We start from the raw sequence: 21,103 nt of genomic DNA, 5'->3' as shown, positions 1-21,103 counted from the left end.
ACTCCTTCGGCTGTGGCTGAGGTCACATTAACCAGGTCGTTGCACATTTGTCCAGAACGATTGTTCAGAAAGATTCTTTTCTGAACAGATGTGCAGGGGCCTGGGGGCGGTGCCATACTGCGTACATGTCCAGGTCGGCTCAGCCCGTGCCGGCGAATCAACCGGCAGAGGCCACGCCGCCGGACGGCGAGGCCAGCCACGTCGCTGCCTCACTGCTCTACACCGCGGCCCGGCTCTACTACGAGGACGACGCCACCCAGGCCGAGGTGGCCGAACGACTCGGCACCAGCCGCGCCACCGTCAGCCGGCTTCTCTCGGAGGCCAAGCGCCAGGGCATCGTCCGCATCGAGGTGGTCCCACCCGCCGAGGCGCGCACCGGCGATCTGGCCGATCGGCTGGCGCGCGCCCTCAACGTCACGTCGGTGTACCTCAGCGCACCGCTGCCGACGCCCGGTTCGGGCCGCACGGTCGTCGACGTGATGGGCCGCGTTCTGGCACCGGCGGTCGCGCGCGCCCTCGGCGAGGCCGGACTGCTGCCGGGCGACGTGCTGCTGGTGTCCTCCGGACGCACCATGTACGAGGTGGCGCAGTGCGAGCTGATCCCGTTGCCGGGCGTCGTCGTCGCGCCCACCGTCGGCGGCCACGACCAACCCGAGGAGTGGTACCAGACCAACGAGATCACCCGCCTGGTCGCCAATCGGGTCGGCGGGCGAGCGAACTACCTGTTCGCCCCCGGCCTGCCCGGCGAGGAGCTCTACCAGTCACTGCTCAACGATCCGAGTATCCAACGGGTGCTTCATCTTTGGCCTCACGCACGGTGTGCGCTGATGGGCATCGGCGCGCCGCCGCTGACCCGCTCGGACATCCCCCGATTCGTCCCGACGGGCTCGACATCACTGCGCTCCGCGGTCGGCGACGTGTGCTCGCGCTTCTACGACCGCGACGGCAGACCGGTCGACTTCGAGAACGGCGACCGGTTGATCGCCGTCGAACTCGAGGTGCTGCGGCACATTCCGGCCACCATTGCGGTGGCCATCGGCAAGGAGAAGGTCGAGTCCGTCATCGCCGGCGCGCGCGGCGGGTACTTCAACCGTCTGGTCACGGACCCGCAAACGGCCAACGACATCCTGACCAGTCCCGCCCTGGCCGACTGACCGTCGGCTACAGCACGGCGTCGGCGAGACGGTAGACCTGATCCGGTGAGGCGACCGCCGGATGGAAGAGCAACCGGTCGAAACCCAAGTCGCGATAGGCCATCACGGTCTCGACCGCGTCGCGTGGCGAGGACACCATGTCGGCGACGTTGAGCGCCGCATAGTCGGGTTTGTTTCCGTAGTAGGCGGCCAAGTTTCGTCGCCCCTGCGCGAGGACGTCGTCATCCCCGAGGGCGAAGTTCACCGACGTCTGCATCACCGGGTGGCCCGCACGCCCCGCCGCGAGCCACCTCGCGCGGATCTCCGCGGTGAACGACGCCTGGGTCTCGTAGTCGCGCACGGCACCCCCGGCCCACCCGTCACCGACCGTGGCCACCCGCCGCAGCGTCGGCGCGCCCTTGCCGCCGAACAGCACGGGGATGCAGATCGGTGCCGGACACAGCGCCGTGTCGCCGTCGAGTGGCTCCCCCGCCCACACTCGGCGCCAGACGGTCACGGCCGCGTCGAGAGTCCGCCCGCGAGTGTCGAATTCGACGTCGGCTCCGCGGTAGTCGTCGGGTCGCGCGCCGACACCGACCCCGAGGGTGAGCCGGCCGCCGGAGGCGTCCGCCAACGTGGCCACTTGCTTGGCGAGGATCACCGGCGGATACAGCGGGGCCAGCAGCACATTCGGCACCAAGTCGACGGTCGAGGTGGCACCCGCGGCCACCGCCAAGGTGGTGATCGAGTCGAGGCTCGGATAGATCAGCCGGTCGATCGTGGTGAGCGCGTCGAACCCGCACCTCTCGGCACGGCGCGCCCAGTCGACGACCACCGTCCCGGCCACGCCGGAGAGATGATTGGGTATTCCAATTCCGATCTTCATGACAGACCCTTCGCGTCGTTGACTGCGTTGAACGATTGGCTGTACGCGCCGCGGCGTTCCGCGAAGCGCAGTCGGCGAGCAGCTCGGACGACGATCTCGCCCGCCTCGGGGTGCGCCACGAGCGAGGACATCACCTCCGCGACGAACTCGTCGACGGTGATGCCGTGATCGCCGCCCGGTGCGTCCGATTCGATTCGGACTCGAGGCGGTGCCACCTCGATGACGTGAACACTGCTGTGGCGCAACTGGAATCGCAGCGACTCGGTATAGGAATGAAGCGCGGCCTTGGTGGCGCAGTACGTGGGCAGTTCGGCCTTGGGGACGAAGGCCAGGGCCGAGGTCACGTTCACGATCGCCGCTGACGGCCTGCGCGTCAGCACGGGCAGTAGGTGCGCGGTCAGCGCGAGCGGCCCGCCCAGATTGGTGGACGCCACCTCGGCGACGACGTCCGGGTCGGGCGCGTACAGGTCCTCGGCGCGCACGATTCCGGCGTTGTTGATCAGAACGCTCAACTGCGGATGTCGTCGGACGACCTCGTCGGCGAAGGCGCGAACCGCACGTGGGTCGCCCTGGTCGAACCGCAGATAGCTCATGCCTGGGTGCCGGTGCGCCATTGCTTGCAGCACCTCTGTACGGCGCCCTGCGATGACGACCTGGTTGCCGGCGTGGTGCATGGCGGCTGCCAGACCTGCGCCGATGCCGCTGCCACCCCCGGTGATGAGGATCGTGTGTCCGGTCCATTGCATGTCCACGAGCGTGCCAATGCATCATGGCGATCAGCCAGGATCTGATCCGAAATCGTGAGTAATCCTCATTTCTTGCGCCGATGCGTAGGTTGATCCTCATGATCGACGATCTCGACGGCCAGATCATCCATGCCCTCCAGGTCTCTCCACGGGCGTCGTTCCGTCTCATCGCCGAGGCCGTCGACGCGCCCGAGCAGACCGTCGCCCGCCGCTACCACCGTCTGCGTAGCGATGGGACCGTTCGGGTCGTCGGCCTCCCCGATCCCCGCGTGCATGGTGACGCGCAGTGGTTGGTTCGGGTGAAGGCCAAGCCCGATGACATGCCCCGGCTGTCTGAGGCCTTGATACGGCGCCCCGAGGTCACGCACGCCAACATCCTCTCGGGCTGGAGCGAGCTGGTGTGCACCATCCGCGCGCCGCTCGCCGAGGGCTCCGACGGCCTCCTGCGACGACTTCCGCGCACGACGTCAGTGATCGATCTCGATGTCGACCTGATCCTGCGGACGTTCGGCGAGCCGGGTACCGAACCGTGGACCGCATACGGTTCGACGTTGGGCGCCGATCACGTGAGCAGGCTGGTGTCCCTCGTCGCCGCAACGGTTTCGGGCCGGCCCACGGCGCCGTCGAGCAATGACGAACCGCTCTTCGAGGCGCTCGCATCGGACGGGCGGGCGTCGCATGCGCGCCTGGCCGAACACACGGGGTGGTCGACCCCGCGGGTCGCCCGTCGGCTCGCTGCGTTGGAGGCCTCGGGCAGCGTGATCTACGACGTCGACGTGCTGCCGCAACGACTCGGGTTTCACGTCAACGCAATGGTGTGGTTGACGGTCGCGCCGTCACACCTCGAGGCCGTGGGGAGCGAGATCGCCGCGCACGCCGAGATCGCATCGGTGATCGCGATCAGCGGCCGCCACAACCTCGTGGCCATCGCGATCTGCCGCGACGTCGAACACCTCTACGCCTACCTCACGGGGTCGTTCGCCGCCGTCGGTCAGGTGACGGCGTACGACGTCGGCATCCGCGCCGAGCGCCTGAAGCAGACCGCCTCCCTGGTGTCCCATGGGCGGCTAGTTGGCCGAGGGTGACCTGGTGGGGTCGTAGGGGTCGTACCACCACCAGTCGGCGCGTTCGCCGAGTGGGCCGGTGCACGGTGGCACGTCCGGTGGGGGTGTGGTGGGTGGTCTCGCCAGGGACGCCCCGGTCAGGACTGCCCCGTCGGTGTCGGTGACGACGAGGTGGGTGGCGGTGCCGGCGATGGTGATGCCACCGCGGTGGTGCAGCCGGTGGTGAAACGGGCACAGCAGCACCAGGTTGTCCGGATCGGTGGGGCCGCCGTCCTCCCAATGCCGAATGTGATGGGCGTGCAGGCCGCGGGTGGCTCCGCAGCCGGGGACCACGCAGCAGCGGTCGCGGTGCTCGAGGGCTCGGCGGAGTCGGCGGCTGATGGTGCGGGTGGCCCGGCCCGCCCCGATCGGCGTCCCCTGGCGTTCCAGCCACACTTCACACGTCGCGTCGCAGAGCAGGTATCGGCGGTCGGCGTCGGAGAGGACGGGCCCCAGATGCAGGGCGGCTGAGTGGTTCTCGAGGTCGAGGTGCACCACCACTGTGGTGTGCTGCCCGTGCGGGCGACGGGTCGCGTCAGCGTCCCACCCGGCCTCCACCACGCTCATGAACGCGTCCACGGTGGTCGGGAACGGCGCTGCGAGCTCCGACCCGGTGTCGTCGTCGCCGCCGTCCTCGCGGGCGGCCTTCCAGTCGTTGATCAACGCGTCGCGGTGTGAGGCCAAGCCCGCGTCGACCTTGGCGGCCTCCACCTTCGGCAGGCGGATCCGCCAGGTCGTGTGGGTGGCGGTCTCGGTTCGGGTGATCGAGCGGTCCGGTTGGTATTTCGCCTTCGGGTCGGGCCGGGGTTCCAGCGCGATGGCGGTCCGCAACTGGGTGACCGTCGCGACTGACGCCAGGGCGGCGTAGTGCGCGTCGGATTCGTCGCCGGCGCGTTCGGCGATCACCCCGACCTGATCGAGGGACAGCCGGCCCTCTCTCAACGCCTCGACGCACGACGGGAAGTCCGGTGCCCGTTCGGCGATGGTGGTGATGGTCTGCGCGTTGTGCGGGGACATGCCGGTGCGCCAGGCCACCAGCGCGGAGATCGACGCGCACCCGGTGTTGCCCCACAGTCGGTTGCCGTCGATCTCGGCGACGATGTCCACGATGCGACCGTCGATGGCGTTGCGTTGTCCGGTCAGCTCCGCCAACTCCTCGAACAACACCTCCAACCGGTCCTGGGGACTGAGCTCAGTCACCAAAGGCGTTGCGGTCATGGACATGAACCCATCACAGCACAGGGGTCCGACACGTCTGCTAGACCCGCGTCACCCGGTTCGCCGTGGCCACCGCGTAGGCATGCATCGGCAGCGCCAGCCCGGACGCCAGCCCGGCGACGACGAGCGCCGCGACGGCGCCGTCCGAGGCCAGCGCAGTCAGGAGCTCCGGCGTCGGCGTGGACGCGAACCTCACCAACCCGCTGAGCATCCGAAATACGTAGACGCCCGGAACCAGTGCCACCACCGACGCGAAACCGACTGCCGCAAAGGGTATTCGCAACGTGTGCGCAACCGGCACCAACAAGACGCCGGCAACGAGCGCGGACAGGAATGCCGCGGTCGCCAGGTCGACACTCCACGTCGTCATCGCCCACCAGTGAACCGCGTGCACCAACATTCCCACCCCCACCGGCCAGACGATCATCCGGTAGGGCATGGAGAAGAAGATGGGATAGGACCCCGCGGCGACTCCCGCGGCCACCACATCGACGCCCATCGGCACGGGGACACCCGACTGTCCCACCGCGATGTCGAGGCCACCCGCAGCCAAGCCGAGAATGAGACCGCTGGCAATCGCGGTCACGATCAGCGCCCCGTAACCCAGCCGCGCGGCACCCAGCGCCACGCGGAGCGACAGCAGATCCAGAGCGCCGTTGAGGATGTGCGGTCCCGGCACCAGGACCATCGCCGGACAGAGCACTACCAGGCCCGTGGCGTCGTCGACGTGCAGACGGTCGGCCACGACCCCCACCAGTCCCGCGATCAACGCCGCCGCGAACGCCTGGGTGAGGACTTCGCCATGTAGCTTCCCGACTCCCCGGCGGGCCAGTCCGCCCAGGGCGGCGCTGAGCGCGGCGACCAGCACGACCGCGGGGTGCTGCGCCCCGAAGATGACCGCGAGCGCTCCGGCACCGGTGGCGCAGGCACCGCTGAAGATCAATGCTTGGGAGATGGGTTGTGTTGCTGCCGCGGCGAACTCGCCACGAACCACGTCTGGGTCCAGCGGACCGTCCTGGGCACGGTCCACGACGGCCATCGTCGCGGCGACGCGCCGCATGTTCACCCCCGTCGGCGATCCGGCAGCCACGTGGACGGTGCCGTCCGGATCGGCCAGCTGAAGCGACGCCCAGGTCGGGATGAGGGTGCCGGCGACACCGAGACCGGTGTTCAGCCGGTCCACCGCTGCCAGCGTCATGCCGGTCGACTGGCCGCCGGCATACAACACCGCGGCGGCGTTCAGGACGAGATCGGTCGGGGACTCCGCACGTTCGGACCCGCCGGTGGGCATTAAGCGCCGCCCACCCCGTCGCCGACCATGCTCTTCGGATCCACGACCGAATCGAATTGTTCGTCGGTGACGTGACCGGACGCCACTGCGGCCTCACGCAGGGTCGTGCCCTTGGCCAACGCGTCCTCGGCGATGTGGGCGGCGTTCTGGTAGCCGATGACGGGGCTGAGCGCGGTCACCAGCATCAGGCTCTCGTCGACGTACTTGGTGATCCGCTCGGTGTCGAGAGTCGTTCCCTTGACCGAGAACTCGAGGAACTTGGCGCATCCGTCACCCAAGATGCGAGCGGAGTGTAGGAAGGCGTTGATGATCACCGGGCGCATCGCGTTCAGCTCGAAGTTGCCCTGCGAGCCCGCCAGCGCCACCGCGGTGTCGTTGCCGATGACCTGGATGGAGATCATCACCAGGGCCTCGCACTGGGTGGGGTTGACCTTGCCCGGCATGATCGACGAGCCGGGTTCGTTGGCGGGCAAACGCAACTCGCCCAGCCCGCATCGCGGGCCCGACGCCAGCCAGCGCATGTCGTTGGCGATCTTCATCAGTGCCACGGCAAGACCGCGGAGCGCGGCGTGAGCTCGGACCATTGCGTCCAGAGACCCCAGGGCCGCGAACTTGTTTGGCGCCGTGACGTATTCGGCGCCGGTCAGGTTGGCGATCTCGGCGGCGACGTCGCGGCTGAAGCCCGCCGGTGCGTTGAGTCCGGTTCCGACGGCCGTGCCGCCGACGGCCAGTTCGAGCAGTCCCTCACGCGCATGCCTCAGCTCGGCGATGCAGGCGTCGAGTTGGGCGGCGTAGCCCGACCACTCCTGGCCGACGGTCAACGGGACCGCGTCCTCGAGGTGGGTGCGTCCGATCTTCACGACGTCGGCCCACTGCGCGGCCTTGTCGGCGATCTCGCGCTGCAGCGCCTCCACACTGGGGATCAGCCGGTCGTCGAGTTCGGTGACCGCCGCGACGTGCATCGCGGTGGGGAACGTGTCGTTGCTGCTCTGTCCCATGTTGACGTGGTCGTTGGGACCCACCGGTACCTGGCTGCCGAGCTCACCGCCCAGGAGCTGAATCGCCCTGTTGGACAGCACTTCGTTGACGTTCATGTTGCTTTGGGTGCCCGAGCCGGTCTGCCACACGAACAGCGGGAACTCGTCGTCGAGCTTGCCCGCCACGGTCTCGTCGGCGGCCTGCACGATGACCTTGGACCGCCAGTCCTCCAGTCGGCCGGCCCGTTCGTTGACCAACGCGCACGCCTTCTTCACCACGCCGTAGGCGCGGTAGACCTCGATGGGCATGTGGTCGTTGCCGATCGAGAAGTGGACCAGGGAGCGCTGCGTCTGCGCACCCCAGTAACGGTCGGCGGGGACGTCGACCGCCCCAAGACTGTCGAACTCGCGGCGCATCCCGGTGGCGTCGATGCCGACCGGCACGTCGGTGTAGGTCGGGACGACCTCGGGGGTGGGGTTCTGCATCACGTTCTCCCTTCTAAGGTTCATTGTGAGACGTGGTGGGCGGTGTGTCGGTGACGCCACTCCGCGATGACGAGGACGGAGACGACCGAGGCCAGGGACCAGAGCGGCGCGACGAGCGGCAGGGTGGCGAGGGTCAGCCCACCGTGGGCGGCGGCGACGACCGCCATGCGCTGATCTCGATGCATGGTTCGAGTCTGGGTCGCGGGGGCCAGCCGTGTCGTCCCCGGTGCCGCCACCGTGCGGTGGGGGCTAGCCGGTAGTGCGTTGCCGCTGCGCCGCCAGGCGCACCGGTGCGTTGTCGGTGCCGTAGCCGTCGTAATCGCCGATGCGCTGGACGAATTCGAAGAACACCGATCCGACGGTGCGCGTGTAGAAGTGGATGAACGACCCGTCGCGGTTGCGGTCGTAGAGCAGGTCGAGTTCTCTGAGTTCGGCGACGACGGACTCCTCGACGCCGAAGCGGCCCGCCACGTAGTCGTAGTAGTTGTCCGGCACGGCGAGGAAGCGCAGGCCCCTCGACCGCGCCCGACGGGCGAAGGCGACGACGTCGGCGCACGCGAAGGCGACGTGCTGCGGCATGTCCGCCGTCTCGAGCACCTGCGGGGCGACATTGAGCGGCAGGCGGATCGCGCCGTCGTCGGTCCGCATCACCTGGCTGCGCACCAAGCCGCGCGGCCCGGCCACCTCGGTGGGTGCGTCTGCGGTCAGGTCGAAGACACTGGTCAGGAAGAGCACGGCCTCGTCGGAGGTCTGCCACGGAACGGCGAGGTTGACGTGGTCCACGTGGCTCAGCGGCGAGGCCGAGTCCGGCGGAAGCCCGTTCTCGAACTCGTCGACCCAGGGCGGCGGGGACCCGGCCGGTGGCGCGGTGACCCAGAAGAACTCGGTGCCATCGGGTGCCACCGCACCACCGAGCGCCTGCTCGGAGGCATGGGTCCGTCGATAGGCCACCGGCGCCATCAGGTCCGCCGCGCGCCGGGAGGTCGCGTCGCCGTCGGGCACCTGCAGGCCCACCGCCGCGACGTGGGGCCTTCGGTCGCGGGCCTGGTGCTCGTTGAGAACGATGCGGACGTCACCGGAGGTCCACAGCGACACGGGCTTGGTGCGGTGGCGTCCACCCGCGACGAAGCCCAACTGCTCCAGCAGGACTTCGACGTCCCCGGTGTCCTCCGCTTTGAGTTCGACGAAGTCGAATCCCACCGGCGGCTTGGCGTCGGTCACCGGAGTCAGGCCGGTCCCGAGTCGAACCCCCGGCAGCGCGGCGACCTTGTCCTGCAACCAGATCAGCGAGCGCAGGGCGTGCACGGCGGTGCGGTCGGGGTCGGTCTGCCGAAAGGTGTCGTTGAAGACCTCCAGGGAGAGCGGCCCGTCGAAACCGGTGTTCAGCACGTGGGCGACGAAGGTGGCCAGGTCGAAGTCACCCTCGCCAGGAAACAGCCGGTGGTGCCGACTCCAGGACAGCACGTCCATGGAAAGCGCTGGGGCGTCGGCGAGTTGGAGGTAGAAGATCTTCTCGCCGGGGATGTCCTCGATGACGGCCGGATCGTGGCCGCGGGACAGCACGTGGAAGCTGTCGAGGCAGACGCCGACGGCGGGGTGGTCGGCCAGCTCCACGATGCGCCAGGCACGCCGATAGTCGTCGACGAACCGGCCCCAGGCCAACGCCTCGAAGGCGACGCGGACGTCGTAGCGCGCCGCGACGTCGCCCAACCGGCGCAGTTGGTCGGCGGAGTGTTCGTCGGAGTCGACGCTGGCGGTGGCCACGTTGCTGCAGACGAGCACGGTGCCGATGCCGAGCCGCTGGGCGGTGGCGAAGGTCGCGCCGGCACGACGCAGGTTCTCGACGAAGGTCGCCTCGTCGACGCCCTCGATGTCGCGCAGCGGCTGGTAGAGGTCCAGGGACAGACCCAGTCGACGGGCCAGACCGCGAATCTCCTCGGGGCTGTGGTCGCTGGCGATCAGATCCGGCTCGAAGATCTCGACGCCGTCGAAACCGGCGGCCGCGCAGGCGTGCAACTTGTCGACCAGGGAGCCACTGATGGACACGGTGGCGATGGACGTCCTCATGGTGTGCCTCCAATCACAATCAATGTACTAAACGGTTCATACATTCGGAAGGGCGTGACCGGGATCGGTTCGCGACGCTCGGTAAGCTGCCGGGCGTGGCGCAACCCGAGTCGAGGCCCGTGCCGAAGCGGGAACTGCTGCGCGACGCCGAACGCACCCGCGCGGAGGTGCTGGCCGTCGCCACCGAGGTGTTCGCCGAATCGGGCTACTCCGGGGCGCGAGTGGACGAGATCGCGCAGCGGACGCGGACCACCAAGCGAATGATCTACTACTACTTCGGCGGCAAGGAACAGCTCTACCTCGCTGTCCTCGAGAACGCCTACCGCGGCATCCGCGAGGCCGAACAGCGGTTACAGGTCGACCACGTCGACCCCGTGGTCGCGATGCGACGGCTGGCCGAGCTGACCTTCGACCACCACCTCGACCACCAGGCCTTCATTCGGCTCGTATCGATCGAGAACATCCACCGCGGCGCGTTCATCGCACAGCTCGATTCGCTGCGGTCTCTGTCCCAGCCGGCCACGACGCTCCTCGACGACATCCTGGGTCGCGGTCGGGCCGCAGGGGTGTTCCGGGACGACGTCGACGCACTCGACGTGCACATCCTGATCAGCTCGTATTGCGTGTTCCAGGTCGCCAACCGGCACACCTTCGGCTTCCTCTTCGGCGTCGACTTCACCGACCTGTCGCAACGGGCGCACATGCGGCGGATGATCGGCGACGTCGTCGTCGGCTGGCTGACGTCCCGCTGACCAGTGCGATTTCGGCGTGATCGGTCACGCTGGGGACGACCGATCACGCCGAAATCACTCGGCGTGGGGAGATCCACGCCACCTCCGGGGGTTGACGAGACCCACGCCACACTGCTCTAATTCCTGTACGTACCAGTTAGTACATTAAAGAGAGCAGGTCGACGTGGCGGCGAAACCCTTCTTGGTCGGACTCGTCGGCGTCGGCGTCGGCCCATCCCTCACCCCGGCCCTGCACATGGCCGAGGCCAAGTCCCACGACCTGGACTACCTCTACCGCACCGTCGACCTTCGGGAGATCGGCGTTGCGCCCGACCGCATCGGCGACGTGCTCCGGTGGGCGCGGGCGCTGGGCTTCGACGCCCTCAACGTCACGCACCCCTGCAAGCAACTCGTCATCGGGCACCTCGACGTCGTCGACGACGCAGCCGCCGCGCTCGGGGCAGTCAACACGGTGGTCTTCGAGGCCGACCGGGCGGTCGGGTACAACACCGATGCCCCGGGTTTCGCGACCGCATTCGCCGAGGGCCTCCCCGGTGCCGCCACCCACGACGTCGTGCTCCTGGGCGCAGGCGGCGCAGGCACCGCCGTGGGCCACGCCCTGCTCGACCTGGGTGCCGACCATCTGACCGTCGTCGACGTCGACCTCGACCGTGCCACGACGTTGACCGGCGAACTGTCTGCCCGCCATCCCGAGGCGCGGGTCGACGCGTCGGCGTTCGACAAGCTCGACGTCCTGCTCGCCCACGGCGACGGCGTCGTGCACTGCACGCCCACGGGGATGGCCGACCACCCCGGCCTGCCCTTCGACGAGGCTCTGCTGCACTCCGAACTCTGGGTTGCCGACATCGTCTACCGACCCCTGGACACCGCGCTTCTGACCGCGGCCCGCCGCGCCGGCTGCCGCACGCTCGACGGCGGCCACATGGCCGTGCACCAGGCCACCACTGCCTTCGAGTTGATCACCGGCATCACGCCGGACGCGGCCAGGATGTCGCGTCACTTCCGAAGTCTCGTCTCGTGATTCGCACGCGCCGACCAATCGCCAGTAGGAAACCAGGAGGAATCCGATGACCGCCATACCGCAGACCGGATCCGGCGCCGTCGCGCCGGGGGGACCGGCGCGTACCCCGAAGCGTGCGGCCCTGGCCAGCTTCATGGGCAGCGCCGTCGAGTACTACGACTTCTTCCTCTTCGGTCAGGCCGCAGCCCTGATCTTCCCCCGGGTGTTCTTCCCGGAGGGCGGCAGCCAGGCCGCGCTGCTGATGTCGTTCGCGACCTTCGGTGTCGCGTACTTCGCCCGGCCCGTCGGCGCATTCGTGCTCGGGCACTTCGGCGACCGCATCGGCCGTCAAAAGGTGCTGATGTTCACGATCGTCTTGATGGGGTTGTCCACCTTCGCCATTGGCTGCTTGCCCAGCTACGACACGGCCGGCTACCTCGGCATCAGCCTGCTGGTGGTGTGCCGCCTGCTGCAGGGCTTCTCCGCCGCCGGCGAGCAGGCGGGCGCGAGTTCGCTGACCTTGGAGCACGCCCCCGACCACCAGCGCGCGTTCTACACCTCCTGGACGCTCACCGGCACGCAGGGCGGTCTCATCCTGGCCTCGCTGGTGCTGATCCCGTTCGTGTCCCTGTCCGACGACGACGAATTGTCCTGGGGCTGGCGCATTCCGTTCTGGCTGAGTGCGGTCGTCGTACTGGTTGCCTACTTCATCCGCCGCAAGCTGCACGAGACGCCGGAGTTCGAGGAGGCCAAGGCGACCGGCACGCTCGCCAAGATGCCACTCAAGCCGCTGCTGCGCGACCACTGGCGCGACGTGTTGCGAGTGTTCTTCTGCGCCTTCATCGCCGCGGTCTCGACGGTGTTCGGCACGCTGGCCATCGCCTATGGCAAGAAGGTGGGCCTTCCTGCCGACATCACGCTGTGGTTGGTGGTCGTGGCCAACGTGGTCGCGCTGGGTACGCAGCCGTTGTTCGGCATGCTGGCCGACAAGATCGGCCGCAAGCCGGTATTCGTCTACGGCGCACTCTCGTCGGCTGCCCTGATGCCCTTCTACATGCTCTCGATGAGCAACGAGGACCACACGTTGACCTTCGTGCTCGCCGTTGCGACGTTCGCCTTCGGCTACGGCGCGGCCAACGCGGTGTGGCCGTCGTTCTACAACGAGATGTTCAGCACCAAGGTGCGCTTCTCGGGCGTGGCGATCGGCACGCAGCTCGGATTCCTGGTCGCGGGCTTCGCACCGACGATCGTCACCGCGCTCGGCGGCATCCGCGAGGGTGGCTGGGTCGTGATCGGCGCCTTCACCGCGGCCGTGTGCGTCATCGCCGCCGGAGCGGCGCTGACCGCCCGCGAGACCAAGGACGTGCCGACCCCACTTCTGGGCACGACGCCGGACGCAGCCCGCAAGCTGGTCGACCACTAGCCGGGACGTGAGCGTCCCCGCGGCCACCGGTCGCGGGGACGTTTCCGCTGGACGGAAGTCCGCTCTGGCCCTGGGCTCGGAACTAGGATGAGATCGACGTCATGACCGTCCGCCAGGCCTCCGCCACCGTCGCCATCGTCGGTGGCGGTCCCGCAGGCCTCATGTTGTCACACTCGTTGTCTCGCAATGGGATCGAATCGATCGTGATCGACACCCGCACGCGTACCGAGATCGAGCAGACGGTGCGGGCAGGCATCCTCGAACGCGACAGCGTTCGCCTCCTGGCCGACGGCGGGGTGTCCGACCGCGTTCTGCGCGAGGGTGACGAGCACCGGGGAATCAGCCTCGGCTTCGGGGGCGCCGACCACCGCGTCGACCTCAACGGTCTCACCGGAGCCTCGGTGTGGCTCTATCCCCAGACCGACGTGTTCGTCGACCTCGCCGCGGCCAGGGAGCGCGACGGCGGCGACGTTCGCTTCGGCGTTCGCGACACCGAGGTACTCGACGCGCTGTCCGACCGTCCCGGCGTCAGATTCACCGACGCCGACGGCGTGGCCACGGAGATCCGGTGCGACATCCTCGTCGGGGCCGACGGTTCGCACGGCGTCTGTCGTCAGGCGGTTCCAACCTCGTTGCGCCGCGACTACTTTCGCGAATATCCCTTCGCCTGGTTCGGGATCCTGTGCGAGGCGCCGGCGAGCGCGCCCGAACTGATCTACAACCACTCCGAGCGCGGATTCGCGTTGATCAGCCAACGCACCGCGAACGTGCAGCGGATGTACTTCCAGTGCGACCCGGACGAGGACGTCGACGCCTGGTCCGACGACCGGATCTGGGACGAGCTCGGCACCAGGGTCGGTGCCAACGGCTACGCGCTGAAGGAGGGACCGGTCACCTCCAAGACCGTGCTGCGCTTCCGCAGCTTCGTCTGCGAACCGATGCGCTTTGGACGCCTCGTCCTGGCCGGCGACGCGGCGCACACCGTGCCACCGACGGGCGCCAAGGGCCTCAATCTCGCACTCGCCGACACCCAAGTGCTCGCCGAGTGCATCGAACGCTTCGTGCGAGGGCACGATTCGACCGCCCTGACCGACTACACCGACCAGGCCCTGGCGCGGGTGTGGAAGGCCCAGCACTTCTCGTACTGGATGACCACGATGCTGCACACCCTTCCCGGCGCCATGCCGTTCGACGTCCGACGTCAAGTGGGAGAACTGAATTCGGTGGTCTCGTCCACCGCCGGCTCGACGTACCTGGCCGAGGCCTACACGGGGTGGCCCGCGACCTGATCGGTCAGGCGCCCAGAATTCGGCCGACACCGCGGGCGGCGACCTGAAGGGCCCCCAGCAGCCGCTGCCGGTCGCGCTTGAGCGACGGCACGACGACGCCGATGGCAGCCACCACCTCGGGTTCGGACCCAGCCTCTCGACGGCGCACCGGCACGGCCAGCGAACAACCGCCCAGGGACATCTCCTCGACGGTGCTGGCCACGTCGTCGCGTCGGATCCGGTCGAGCTGGGCGCCCAGCACCGCGGGCTGCGTGATCGTGTACGGGGTGACACGTCGCAGCGAGGCGAACACCCGCCGCCGCACGTCCGGCGGGGCGTGGGCGAGCAGCACCTTGCCCACCCCGGTGCAGTGCAGGGGCAGCCTGCTGCCGACGCGGCTGACGATCGGTACCGACGCGCGCCCGGCCATCCGGTCGAGGTAGAGCACCTCGTCGCCGTCACGCACCGCGAGGTGCACGGTGGCGAGCGTTGCGGCATAGACGTCGTGCAGGAACGGCTCGGCGACCAGGCGCAGCTCGGCTTGCACCGGTGCCAGCAGGCCCACCTCCCACAGCAGCGGCCCCACCACGTAGGTACCGTCGGCGCGACGTTCCAGCGCACGGCCCTCGACGAGCTCGCCGACGAGCCGGTGCGCCGTGGGAAGCGCAAGGTGCGCACGTTCGGCGATGGCGCTGAGTCGCAGGACGCGATGGTCGTCGTCGAACGCGGCGATGATGGCCAGTAGCCGCGCCGAGACGCGCACGCCGGGCACGGAGGTGTTTCCCGCCAATCGAGGAGTTCCTTTCGCTCAGTGGAACCGTACGCTTCCGCGATCCAATCGGGGCCGGATACGTTCCACCCATGAACGCAGTGCGCAACGAGGCCACTCAGGCCGACGTCAGTGCGGAGATCGAGGCGATCGAATCCGCTTATCGGCGAAGCGGTGTCGAGGAGACCCAGCCACGCCTGGACTACGCGCCGTATCGCAGCAGCGTGCTGCGCCATCCGACGAAGGACCTCCACCACGCCGATCCCGAAGGCGTCGAACTGTGGACGCCGTGCTTCGGTGAGCGCGACGTCAGTGTGTTGGAGTCCGACCTCACCATCGGCCACGGCGCCGACCCGATCGGCGAGCGGATGGTGGTGACCGGTCGCGTGCTCGACGGTGACGGCCGGCCGGTGCGTCGCCAACTCGTCGAGATCTGGCAGGCGAACGCCGCCGGACGCTACATCCATCTGCGGGACCAGCATCCGGCCCCGGTCGACCCGAACTTCACCGGCACCGGCCGCTGCCTCACCGACGACGACGGCCACTACCGGTTCACCACCATCAAGCCGGGGCCCTATCCGTGGAAGAATCACCGCAACGCCTGGCGGCCCGCCCACATCCACTTCTCCTTGTTCGGAACGGAATTCACGCAGCGGATGATCACGCAGATGTACTTCCCCGGCGATCCGCTGTTCGGACTCGATCCGATCTACCAGGCCATCACCGACCAGAAGGCGCGCGACCGACTGGTCGCCACCTACGACCACGACGTCACCACCCACGAGTGGGCCACCGGCTACCGATGGGACGTGGTGCTCACCGGTGCCACCCGCACGCCCTTCGAGGATTCGGAGCAGGAGTCGTGAGCACCGTGCACGTCGACGCCACGTCGGCCGCCACCCCGGGCCAAACCGTCGGCCCCTTCTTCGGCTACGCGCTGCCCTTCGACAAGGGCGACGAACTCGTCCCCCCGGGCTCCCGGGGTGCGATCCGGTTGCACGGCGTCGTCACCGACGGCGACGGCGCCCCGGTTCCCGATGCGCTGCTGGAGCTCTGGCAGGCCGACGCCGACGGCACCGTGCCCACCGCCACCGGATCGTTGCGCCGCGACGGGTGGACGTTCACCGGCTGGGGCCGATCCGCGACCGACGGCGGCGGTCACTACGGCTTCACCACCGTGACGCCCGGGGTGACGAATCCCGGTGCGGCGCCGTTCTTCCTGATCACCGTCTTCGCGCGCGGATTGCTGAACCGGCTCTTCACCCGGGCCTACCTGCCGGGAGAGCACCTCGACGGTGACGCCCTGCTGTCCTCCCTGCCCGCCGAGCGGCGCGACACCCTGATCGCGGTACCGGAGCCGACCGGATTCCGGTTCGACGTCAGCCTGCAGGGACCCCAGGAGACGGTGTTCCTCCGCTATCCGGGCCATCGGTCGTGACCGACCTGTTCTGGCCGGGCGACCACCTCGCCGGCGACCTAATGTCCGACGGGGCCTTCCTGGCGGCGATGCTCGCCGTGGAGCAGGCCTGGCTCGACGGCCTCGTCGACGCCGCCGTCGCCCCCACCGCAGCCGGAGTCACCCTGCCGACCGACGTCGACGCCGACGACGTCGCCCTGCAGTCCGACGTGGACGGAAACCCCGTCTCCGCCCTCGTCGCCCTGCTGCGCAGCCGCACCCCGGAGCCCGCGTCGCGGTGGATCCATCGTGGGCTCACCAGCCAGGACGTCGTCGACACCGCTCTGATGCTGTGCCTGCGCGACGTGCTGACCCGGCTGGCCGAGGAGGTCGGCAGCCAGCTCGCCGTCCTCGTCGCGCTCACCGAGAAACACCGTCACACAGTGGCTTTGGCCCGCACGCTGACCCAGCCGGCACTGCCCACCACGATCGGCACGCGAACCGCCGCCTGGCTGACCGGACTACTCGACGCCGCCGAGCCGCTGCGCCGCGTCGAGCTTGCCGCTCAGTTCGGCGGTGCGGTGGGCACCTTGGCCGCCGTCGTCGAGCTCACCGGCTCGGTGCAGGACGCGCTCGACCTCACCGGCCGGACGGCCCGCCGGCTCGGACTCGCGGACGTGGCGCCATGGCACACCACCCGGGCGCCGATCACCCGGATCGGGGACCTGCTGGCCGGACTCTGCGACGCATGGGGACACCTGGCCGCCGACGTCGCCACCGGCAGCCGCGCCGAGATCGGCGAGTTCACCGAGGGGCACGGCGGCGGGTCGTCGACCATGCCGCACAAGAACAATCCGGTGCGCTCGGTGCTGATCCGCCGGGCCGCGCTGACCGCGGGACCGCTGGCGGGCACCCTGCACACCGCGGCGGCCACCAGCGTCGACGAGCGCGCCGACGGGGCCTGGCACGCCGAATGGGCCACCATCGGTGCCCTGGCCCGCCGCACCGTGGTCGCGGCGACGCACACCACCGAACTGCTCACCGGCTTGCGCGTCGACGCCGACCGGGCCGCCGCCAACCTCGCCGCCGCGGGCGACCTCGGCGCCGAGCAGTCCACGATGGCGGCGCTGGTGGGGCGCGAGGCACACTCGACGTACCTCGGCGTCACCGACCACCTCGTCGACGCGGCGCTCGAGCGTGCTGCCACCTACAGTGCCGGTCAGAACGATGCCGCCCACTACCGCAAGGACGCGCCATGACCGTGCCCCGCCTCGTCGGCACCCTGACCGGCGGACCCGCCGACGCCCCCACCCTGATCCTCGGGCCGTCGCTGGGCACCTCGGCCGACACGCTGTGGGCCCCCGTCACCCGGATTCTGCGCGACCACGTCCGGGTGGTGGCGTGGGATCTGCCGGGGCACGGGCGCAGCCCGTCGGGTGAGGACTTCACGATGGCCGACCTCGCGGCGGGCGTGCTGGCACTCGCCGATCGCGTTGGGGCCGAAACGTTCCACTACGCAGGCGATTCCGTCGGCGGCTGCGTGGGACTGCAACTGCTGCTCGACGCCCCCGAGCGGGTGCGGACCGCCACGCTGCTCTGCACCGGTGCGAAGATCGGCACCGAGGACGGCTGGCGGGAGCGTGCCGCCGCGGTCCTCGACGGCGGCACGGCCGCGGTGCGGGACGGCTCGGCGCAGCGGTGGTTCGCTCCAGGCTTCGTCGACCGCCATCCGGAGGTGGCCGCGTCGCTGCTGGGCGCGCTTCGGGACGCCGACCCCCGGGGATACGTCCAGACCTGCGAGGCGTTGGCCGCGTTCGACGTCGTCGACCGGCTGGCCGACGTGCATGTGCCGGTGCTCGCCGTGGCGGGCGCTCAGGACGTCGCCACTCCCCCGGAGTCGTTGCAGCGCATCGCCTCCGGTGTGCGCGACGGTCGGCTCGAGGTGCTCGACGGCGTCGGGCACTTGGCTCCCGCCGAGGCACCGACCATCGTGGCCGATCTGATCGCCGCGCACTGCGGGGTGCGCGCGCAACGTCCCCGGACCGTCAACGAGGTCTACGAGGCGGGCCTGGCGGTGCGTCGCGCCGTCCTCGGCGACGCGCACGTCGACCGGGCGATCGCGGCCACCACGGATCTGACCGCCGACTTCCAGCGGATGATCACCCAATACGCGTGGGGCGGCATCTGGACCAGGCCCGGGTTGGACCGACGCAGCCGCTCCATGATCACCCTGACCGCTCTGGTCGCCCGCGGGCACCACGAGGAGCTGGCGATGCACGTGCGCGCCGCCCGACGCAACGGGCTGACGGACGACGAGATCAAGGAAGTGCTGATGCAGACCGCGATCTACTGCGGTGTGCCGGACGCCAACACCGCGTTCCGGATCGCGTCGGCCGTCCTGGCCGAATCCTGACGCGATTCACTCGGTGAACACCGGAATCGGCTTGACGATCCGCAGCATCACCACGGGGATGTGGCGCGTCGTGGCCGTCTGGTAGCCGAGGTACGGCGGGTACAGGTGGGTCATGTAGGCCCACACCTGGTGCCGCTCCTCGTATTCGGGCTCGCGCCAGGTGGCCTCGAACGCCTGGGTGGCGATCTGCACGCCAATCGTCTCGCTCTCCCGGAGGTTGAGGTACCACTCCGGGTCGGTGTCGGCTCCGCCCTTGGAGGCGACGATGACGATCTCGCCGCCCACGTTGCCGTAGATCAACGGCGTGACGTAGGTCTTGCCGGACTTGCGACCCACCACCTTGATGAGACAGTTCGTCGTGAGCGCATGACCGCCGGCGGACGTGACGTCGAGGATGTGGCCCTCGGCGCCGCCGGAGGTCAGATAGGCCTTGAGGTGCTCGTCGATGAAGCTCACGGGTGGATCCCCTTCGGCTAGGTCGGTCGTGTCTAGGTCGGTCGTGTCGCCTCGGCCGAGCGCGGCAGCGCCCGGACGGCGATCCGGATGGCCCAGTAGATCAGGGCCGAGGTGACGATCCAGATGGGCCACCCCATTGCGATGCGAGCCGCGGCGAGCAGGTTGGCCTGATCGGTGGCGTAGAGATACCACTGCACGGCGAAGCGCGACCAGGACGCGACCGCCATCGCGAGCGTGACCAGGTCGAAGGCCCGACGGACCCGCCGCACGTGCCGCCAGGCGCCGTCGCGACCGGTCACCCACGCCCAGCCGACCCCGATGAGTGGCCGCCGGACCAGAACCGAGACCGTGAAGGCCGTGCCGAGCACCACGTAGGTCCAGATGCCCGGCAGGTAGAAGTCCTTGGCCCGGCCGGTGACGAACGCCGAACCCGCTCCGACCGCCACGGCGGCGAAGCCGAAGAGGGCGGGCCGGACCGACTCTCGCCGCACCAGCTGCCAGCACAGGACGAGCACGCCGACGCCGACTGCGACGGCCAGGGCCCACCACAGCGTCACCACGGCGTTGACCAGACCGAAGGCGGTGACCGGCAGCGACGAGTAGATCAGTCCGCGGATGCCGCCCGCGCGCCTCAGGAGGCTGCTGAGGGGGGTCGGGGCGTCCACTTCGACGAGCGTACTGACTCCCCTAGACTCCTCGGGTGCCCGCCATCCCCGTCATCGCCCTGACCGGGTATCTCGGAGCGGGCAAGACCAGCCTGCTCAACCACGTGCTGCGCGCCCCGGGGGCGCGAATCGGCGTCGTGATCAACGACTTCGGTGACGTGAACGTCGACGCCGCCTTGGTGACGGGTCAGGTGGACGAGCCCGTCTCGATCGCCGGCGGCTGCGTGTGCTGCCTCGACGACGACAACGGCCTGGACGAGGCACTCGAGAAGCTGTCCGACCCTCGGCTCGCCCTGGACGCGATCGTGGTCGAGGCCAGCGGGCTGGCCGACCCGGTGGCGGTGTCGCGGTTGATCCGCTTCAGCGGTGTGGAGCGGGTGCGTCCGGGCGGGGTGGTCGACGTCATCGACGCCGTCACGCACTTCGACGTCGTCGACCGCGGGGGCGCCCCGCTGGCCCGGTACGGGGCGGCGTCGCTGATCGTGGTCAACAAGCTCGACCAACTCCCCGAGGACGGTCGCGACGCCGAGGTGGCGCGCATCGAGGCCCGCATCCGGGAGCGCAATCCCGACGCCCACGTCGTCGGGGCGGTGGGCGCGCGGATCGATCCCGCGCTGCTCTACGACACCGGCGACGCCGACGGCGGCTCGGGCCAACTGTCCATCCGCGAGTTGTTGATCGACGTCCACGCCGACCAACCCGATCACGTCCACGCCGCCTCGGTCACCGCGACCAGCGACGGGTGCGTCGACCCCGGCGTTCTGCTCGACCTGCTGGAGGACCCGCCCGCGGGGGTATACCGGCTCAAGGGCACCGTCGCCGTGCGCGCCCGGGAACGGGTGCGCAACTACGTCGTCAACGTGGTAGGGTCCTCGGTCCACGTCGCCACGGCACCGCCGCGGGCCCGGGCCAATTGCCTGGTGGCGATTGGCACCCACTTCGACGTCGACGAGGTGCGCGCCCTGGTAGACGCCGCGGTGCACCCTCGGGACGGCGGCGCGTCCACGGTGGCCATGCGCCGGCTGCAGAGATACCGCCGACTCAGCATCTGAGG

At 69.3% G+C, this 21,103-nt stretch carries 21 protein-coding genes; 11 read left to right on the top strand and 10 right to left on the bottom strand.

What is annotated here, in order from left to right; translation table 11 throughout:
• Positions 1 to 125 precede the first annotated feature (125 nt).
• A complete protein-coding gene (locus ABZ195_RS01775) occupies positions 126 to 1,154 on the top strand; it encodes a sugar-binding domain-containing protein (protein ID WP_355214304.1) in 1,029 nt (342 codons plus the stop codon).
• 7 nt (positions 1,155 to 1,161) lie between these two features.
• On the opposite strand, the gene ABZ195_RS01770 is transcribed toward ABZ195_RS01775, so the two are convergent.
• The gene (locus ABZ195_RS01770; protein ID WP_355214302.1) at positions 1,162 to 2,019 is read right to left on the bottom strand and encodes an LLM class flavin-dependent oxidoreductase; all 858 of its coding nucleotides are present in this window, start codon (positions 2,017 to 2,019) and stop codon (positions 1,162 to 1,164) included.
• Complete coding sequence (locus ABZ195_RS01765) at positions 2,016 to 2,765, bottom strand: SDR family NAD(P)-dependent oxidoreductase (protein ID WP_355214300.1); 750 nt, start codon at positions 2,763 to 2,765, stop codon at positions 2,016 to 2,018. Before ABZ195_RS01765 ends, ABZ195_RS01770 begins: the two co-directional genes overlap by 4 nt.
• Before the next feature lie 98 nt (positions 2,766 to 2,863).
• Here ABZ195_RS01765 and ABZ195_RS01760 point away from each other — a divergent pair, with 98 nt between their 5' ends.
• Positions 2,864 to 3,850, top strand: coding sequence for an Lrp/AsnC family transcriptional regulator (locus ABZ195_RS01760; RefSeq protein ID WP_355214299.1), 987 nt, complete (start codon positions 2,864 to 2,866; stop codon positions 3,848 to 3,850).
• On the opposite strand, the gene ABZ195_RS01755 is transcribed toward ABZ195_RS01760, so the two are convergent.
• From ABZ195_RS01755 to ABZ195_RS01735, 5 genes are all read right to left on the bottom strand, one after another.
• Positions 3,833 to 5,092 carry an HNH endonuclease signature motif containing protein gene (locus ABZ195_RS01755; RefSeq protein ID WP_355214297.1) on the bottom strand — a complete coding sequence of 420 codons (1,260 nt, stop codon included), beginning with the start codon at positions 5,090 to 5,092 and terminating at the stop codon, positions 3,833 to 3,835. The genes ABZ195_RS01760 and ABZ195_RS01755 overlap by 18 nt on opposite strands.
• A gap of 34 nt (positions 5,093 to 5,126) precedes the next feature.
• Complete coding sequence (locus ABZ195_RS01750; RefSeq protein WP_355214295.1) at positions 5,127 to 6,377, bottom strand: threonine/serine exporter family protein; 1,251 nt, start codon at positions 6,375 to 6,377, stop codon at positions 5,127 to 5,129.
• On the bottom strand, positions 6,377 to 7,771 hold the full coding sequence (gene fumC, locus ABZ195_RS01745; RefSeq protein ID WP_355214907.1) for a class II fumarate hydratase: 1,395 nt from the start codon (positions 7,769 to 7,771) through the stop codon (positions 6,377 to 6,379). The genes ABZ195_RS01750 and fumC overlap by 1 nt, the downstream gene beginning before the upstream one ends.
• A gap of 89 nt (positions 7,772 to 7,860) precedes the next feature.
• A complete protein-coding gene (locus ABZ195_RS01740; protein ID WP_355214293.1) occupies positions 7,861 to 8,025 on the bottom strand; it encodes a hypothetical protein in 165 nt (54 codons plus the stop codon).
• Between the two features lie 64 nt (positions 8,026 to 8,089).
• On the bottom strand, positions 8,090 to 9,907 hold the full coding sequence (locus ABZ195_RS01735; RefSeq protein WP_355214292.1) for a TIM barrel protein: 1,818 nt from the start codon (positions 9,905 to 9,907) through the stop codon (positions 8,090 to 8,092).
• 95 nt (positions 9,908 to 10,002) lie between these two features.
• On the opposite strand from ABZ195_RS01735, the gene ABZ195_RS01730 reads away from it, so the two are divergent.
• From ABZ195_RS01730 to ABZ195_RS01715, 4 genes are all read left to right on the top strand, one after another.
• A complete protein-coding gene (locus ABZ195_RS01730) occupies positions 10,003 to 10,659 on the top strand; it encodes a TetR/AcrR family transcriptional regulator (protein ID WP_355214290.1) in 657 nt (218 codons plus the stop codon).
• A gap of 163 nt (positions 10,660 to 10,822) precedes the next feature.
• Positions 10,823 to 11,680: a shikimate dehydrogenase gene (locus tag ABZ195_RS01725; protein WP_355214288.1), complete on the top strand. Its 858-nt coding sequence runs from the start codon at positions 10,823 to 10,825 to the stop codon at positions 11,678 to 11,680.
• A gap of 46 nt (positions 11,681 to 11,726) precedes the next feature.
• Entirely contained in the window at positions 11,727 to 13,082 is a 1,356-nt protein-coding gene (locus ABZ195_RS01720; protein WP_355214286.1) for an MFS transporter, read from the top strand.
• A 101-nt stretch (positions 13,083 to 13,183) separates the two neighbouring features.
• On the top strand, positions 13,184 to 14,371 hold the full coding sequence (locus ABZ195_RS01715; protein ID WP_355214284.1) for a 4-hydroxybenzoate 3-monooxygenase: 1,188 nt from the start codon (positions 13,184 to 13,186) through the stop codon (positions 14,369 to 14,371).
• A 4-nt stretch (positions 14,372 to 14,375) separates the two neighbouring features.
• Here ABZ195_RS01715 and ABZ195_RS01710 read toward each other — a convergent pair whose 3' ends face one another.
• Positions 14,376 to 15,140 (bottom strand): IclR family transcriptional regulator, encoded by a 765-nt coding sequence (locus ABZ195_RS01710; RefSeq protein ID WP_355214282.1) that lies wholly within the window; start codon positions 15,138 to 15,140, stop codon positions 14,376 to 14,378.
• Positions 15,141 to 15,211: 71 nt separating this feature from the next.
• Here ABZ195_RS01710 and pcaH point away from each other — a divergent pair, with 71 nt between their 5' ends.
• Genes pcaH through pcaC form a run of 4 tightly spaced genes read left to right on the top strand, consistent with a single transcriptional unit; the run spans position 15,212 to position 18,928 of the window.
• Positions 15,212 to 15,985 (top strand): protocatechuate 3,4-dioxygenase subunit beta, encoded by a 774-nt coding sequence (gene pcaH / locus ABZ195_RS01705; RefSeq protein WP_355214280.1) that lies wholly within the window; start codon positions 15,212 to 15,214, stop codon positions 15,983 to 15,985.
• The gene (gene pcaG, locus ABZ195_RS01700) at positions 15,982 to 16,557 is read left to right on the top strand and encodes a protocatechuate 3,4-dioxygenase subunit alpha (RefSeq protein WP_355214278.1); all 576 of its coding nucleotides are present in this window, start codon (positions 15,982 to 15,984) and stop codon (positions 16,555 to 16,557) included. The genes pcaH and pcaG overlap by 4 nt, the downstream gene beginning before the upstream one ends.
• On the top strand, positions 16,554 to 17,774 hold the full coding sequence (locus tag ABZ195_RS01695; RefSeq protein WP_355214277.1) for a lyase family protein: 1,221 nt from the start codon (positions 16,554 to 16,556) through the stop codon (positions 17,772 to 17,774). The genes pcaG and ABZ195_RS01695 overlap by 4 nt, the downstream gene beginning before the upstream one ends.
• Positions 17,771 to 18,928 carry a 4-carboxymuconolactone decarboxylase gene (gene pcaC / locus ABZ195_RS01690; RefSeq protein WP_355214276.1) on the top strand — a complete coding sequence of 386 codons (1,158 nt, stop codon included), beginning with the start codon at positions 17,771 to 17,773 and terminating at the stop codon, positions 18,926 to 18,928. Before ABZ195_RS01695 ends, pcaC begins: the two co-directional genes overlap by 4 nt.
• Positions 18,929 to 18,934: 6 nt before the next feature.
• On the opposite strand, the gene ABZ195_RS01685 is transcribed toward pcaC, so the two are convergent.
• Entirely contained in the window at positions 18,935 to 19,384 is a 450-nt protein-coding gene (locus ABZ195_RS01685) for a nitroreductase/quinone reductase family protein (protein ID WP_355214274.1), read from the bottom strand.
• 32 nt (positions 19,385 to 19,416) lie between these two features.
• Positions 19,417 to 20,049 carry a DUF3159 domain-containing protein gene (locus tag ABZ195_RS01680; protein ID WP_355214272.1) on the bottom strand — a complete coding sequence of 211 codons (633 nt, stop codon included), beginning with the start codon at positions 20,047 to 20,049 and terminating at the stop codon, positions 19,417 to 19,419.
• Positions 20,050 to 20,084: 35 nt separating this feature from the next.
• Between ABZ195_RS01680 and ABZ195_RS01675 the strand changes: the two genes are divergently transcribed.
• On the top strand, positions 20,085 to 21,101 hold the full coding sequence (locus ABZ195_RS01675; protein ID WP_355214270.1) for a GTP-binding protein: 1,017 nt from the start codon (positions 20,085 to 20,087) through the stop codon (positions 21,099 to 21,101).
• The last annotated feature ends 2 nt before the right edge of the window (positions 21,102 to 21,103 follow it).

This window comes from Mycobacterium sp. NPDC006124 (genome assembly GCF_040614235.1).
In the GTDB taxonomy this organism is placed as follows: domain Bacteria; phylum Actinomycetota; class Actinomycetes; order Mycobacteriales; family Mycobacteriaceae; genus Mycobacterium.
This window is presented reverse-complemented; position numbering and strand designations above follow the sequence as displayed.